Origin of the sequence: Acinetobacter sp. Q186-3, from assembly GCF_013420655.1 — a bacterium.
Lineage (GTDB): Bacteria > Pseudomonadota > Gammaproteobacteria > Pseudomonadales > Moraxellaceae > Acinetobacter > Acinetobacter indicus.
Genome location: NZ_VOXS01000042.1, coordinates 1 through 3348 on the forward strand (window position 1 = coordinate 1; position 3348 = coordinate 3348).

Here is a 3348-nt window from a genome sequence, read left to right on the forward strand (position 1 = left end):
GTAAATTTTCAGCGTTGCTGGCTCCCCGTCAGCCGGATTGGGTTGCATCGCAGGGGTGTCGAAAGAGTCAACTGCGGTCCAAAGCTGTTGGACTTGGGTGAAAAGGGCGTTTATTCTTCCTATACGTGAACCGCATCCTACGGAATGAGTAACCCTTGCCCTATTGTGAGTAGAACGTCGTATAATTCAAACGAAAGCAGTTAATAGGTATGAAATATCACAGCACAAAAGAGCGACAGGACATGTTTAGATGATGTTATTATAAAATAATAACATCATGGATGAATAAAAAATAATTTTCTATCTTTACAACTATGTTATACTTCTATGATAAGGCTATGATGGCAAAGCCTTGGTTTTCCTAATCAAATAGTCGCCGAGATGGCTTCAATGCGACAGTAGGTCTACTGTCTCACAATTAATTCATGTATCAGATTTTTGTTCCCTGATGGGAAGTGTTATCCATACGAAAAGAATATGGGTAAAGTGTTACACCTGTATATGACATTCAGAATGTCCTGTCGGGGGAACTGGTACCAATTTAATAAAAGAAAACAGTATAGAAATGACAATCGAAGATATGCAAACATTAGCCCTAGAGCATGGGCTGAGAATTTCGGAAGAGATGAGCGTCAATGAGATGGGCATCGACTTTAGAGTTGCCTTTGTAAAGGAAGTAAACGGTGAGAACTGGGTACTCCGTATACCTCGAAGAAGCGATATGCTTGAACAAATCGAAAATGAAAGTAGAATATTGGATTTAGCCAAAAGAAACCTGTCGATCAATGTCCCTGATTGGAAAATTGTATCGGAGCGCCTAATAGCCTACCCTTTACTGGAGGATGCGCCTGCTCTGACATTCGATGCGATAACACATGAGGTTTCTTGGAACATAGATCGCGATAGCATAGCTTATGTGGAGTCTCTGGCAAAATCATTGGCCGAATTACATCGTATTACAGCTGACGATGTGAGAAAGAGCAACTTGAAAATAATGACTCCAAGTGAATTGAGGACCGAAATAGCTGACCGTATCCACTTGGTGAAATCTGAGATAGGTATCAGCGAGCCGTTGGAAAACAGATACCGTAGATGGTTGGACAATGACCCTTTGTGGCCTGAATTCACTTGTTTCATCCATGGCGATCTCTATGCAGGGCATGTCTTAACCTCGAAGGAAGGTAAGACCTCTGGTATCATAGATTGGTCTACTGCGCATATGGGTGATCCTGCACTGGACTTTTCTGGTCACGTATCGGTTTTTGGAGAGGATAGCCTGAAGAGTTTGATAACGGAGTATGCTAAACAAGGCGGAACGATATGGGATAGGCTCTACGAACAATCTATAGAGAGGGCTGCTGCAGCTCCATTAGCATATGGCGCTTTTGCGGTAGAGTGCAACGACGATAATCATATCAATGCCGCCAGAGCAGCCTTAGGTATTGTTCAATAAAATGATGTGAGGATACTTTTTTAAATGCTAAAATAGGAGTTCGATTGGTGCCACTTAAGAGTATCATTGATTTCTATTTTAGCCAGTATCCTCCACTTTTAGGAGCTCCTCGAAACTCGATTTTATGATCATCTCTTAAGATTTTGAGCCACCGCTCTACTATCTTGACAGGAACTAATAGCTCGTTTACTAAAAATGGTGCACGCTTTCCTGGATTAGTTCTTATCTGATTAAATAGTAGATTTACTCCCTCACTTACTCCCTCATTAGATTCGAAAAGTAGCTTTGATGAGACAATAACTCGAAAACCGTGCTGGAAATTTTCAAAGACAGGGGGACGCAGACCATAGGATGCGAAGCCTTCTTGGATTCGTTTGATGCCTGACCCATATTTTTCAATAAAATGCGCTTCTTTGAACGTGGCAGATATCCTTTTATTGCGCGCCCATGGCGAGTAATCTTCACGAAGAAGCTGATCAATCGTTAAGTTATCAGCTAAACCACCTGGATTGAAAAACTCTATGGAATTGTAATACACCCTGATTATGGAATCGGCAAATTAATTTGGACTTGGGTGAAAAGGGCGTTTATTCTTCCTATTACGTTGTCGGCAGCGGGCCAAAAAGGAATACGTCCATGCCCATCGAGGTGAAACCGGCTGTGAGCGCGGGTTCAAGCATATAGCCCGACAGGCGCGTATCCTTGCCGATCACGACACGATGGCGGTGGTCACCGCGACGAAAGACACGGCCAGCCGCCATGCCGACGCGCAAGGCGGTTTCCGCCGTCATCGCGCCTTCGTTGGCTTTGCCACGAATACCGTCTGTGCCGAAATATTTGCGCACCATAAGGTCGATTATCCTGTCGTCGGGTCGCCCTCAAAGGGGACATGCCTGCTGAACCGCGAATATAGAGAAATATCCCGAATGTGCAGTTAACGAATTCTTGCGGTTTCTTTCAGCGCCGCCAATACCGCCAGCCCGTCGCGCAAGGGGCGCGGCTCGTGTGTGCGGATGAAGTCAGCTCCACCTGCGGCGGCGGCAAGCTCTGCAGCGAGTGTCGCGGCCCCGACATCCCCCGGACCACGGCCTGTGAGCGCGCGCAGAAAGGATTTGCGCGAAACAGACAGAAGCACCGGCAAATCGAAGCGCAGCCGCAATTCATCGAACCGCGCCAGCACCGAGAGCGAGGTTTCGGGAGCAGCCCCCAGAAAAAACCCCATGCCGGGATCAAGGACAAGGCGGTTGCGTTTGATACCGGCACCCGTCAGCGCCGCGATGCGCGCGTCAAAGAACGCCGCAATGTGATCCATGATGTCGCCAGCGGGTGCCTCGCGCCGATCTGCCTGCCCGTCTTGCACCGAATGCATAACGACGAGTTTGGCAGATGATTTCGCCAATTGCGGATAGAACGCAGCGTCTGGAAAACCGCGAATATCATTGAGATAGGCCACACCACGCGACAAGGCATAGGCTTGCGTCGCGGGTTGATAACTGTCGAGCGAGACGGGAATGCCATCTGCCTTGAGCGCGTCCAGCACCGGCGCGATACGCGCGATTTCTGTGTCGGACGAAACAGGCGCGGCGTCGGGATTGCTGGATGCCGGACCGAGGTCGATCACATCTGCCCCCTCGGCCATCAGCTTACGCGCCTGCGCAATGGCTGCGTCTGGCGCCAGATACCGGCCTCCATCGGAGAAACTGTCCGAGGTTATGTTGACGATGCCGAAAATGATGAGCGATTTATTCATGGGGGCTTCTATAATAATCTCTGTACACGACAAAAATAGATAACTCATTGAAATAATGTCACAATAATTGTTTTCTAACGACGAATACTATGACACATCTCAATGAGTTATATCTTATCTTAAACAAATCTCTAAAATGGAACAA

The 3348-nt window shown here is 47.4% G+C and carries 4 protein-coding genes; 1 reads left to right on the top strand and 3 read right to left on the bottom strand.

Annotation, left to right across the window (positions count from 1 at the left end; translation table 11 throughout):
- The first annotated feature begins 565 nt into the window (after positions 1-565).
- The gene (gene mph, locus FTT64_RS14230) at positions 566-1453 is read left to right on the top strand and encodes an Mph(E)/Mph(G) family macrolide 2'-phosphotransferase (RefSeq protein WP_071830579.1); all 888 of its coding nucleotides are present in this window, start codon (positions 566-568) and stop codon (positions 1451-1453) included.
- A gap of 73 nt (positions 1454-1526) precedes the next feature.
- On the opposite strand, the gene FTT64_RS14235 is transcribed toward mph, so the two are convergent.
- From FTT64_RS14235 to sul2, 3 genes are all read right to left on the bottom strand, one after another.
- Positions 1527-1991, bottom strand: a complete 465-nt coding sequence (locus tag FTT64_RS14235; protein WP_071830580.1) for an ATP-binding protein — start codon at positions 1989-1991, stop codon at positions 1527-1529.
- 61 nt (positions 1992-2052) lie between these two features.
- On the bottom strand, positions 2053-2301 hold the full coding sequence (locus FTT64_RS14240; protein ID WP_071830581.1) for a phosphoglucosamine mutase: 249 nt from the start codon (positions 2299-2301) through the stop codon (positions 2053-2055).
- Positions 2302-2387: 86 nt separating this feature from the next.
- Positions 2388-3203, bottom strand: a complete 816-nt coding sequence (gene sul2 / locus FTT64_RS14245; RefSeq protein ID WP_001043260.1) for a sulfonamide-resistant dihydropteroate synthase Sul2 — start codon at positions 3201-3203, stop codon at positions 2388-2390.
- Positions 3204-3348 lie beyond the last annotated feature (145 nt).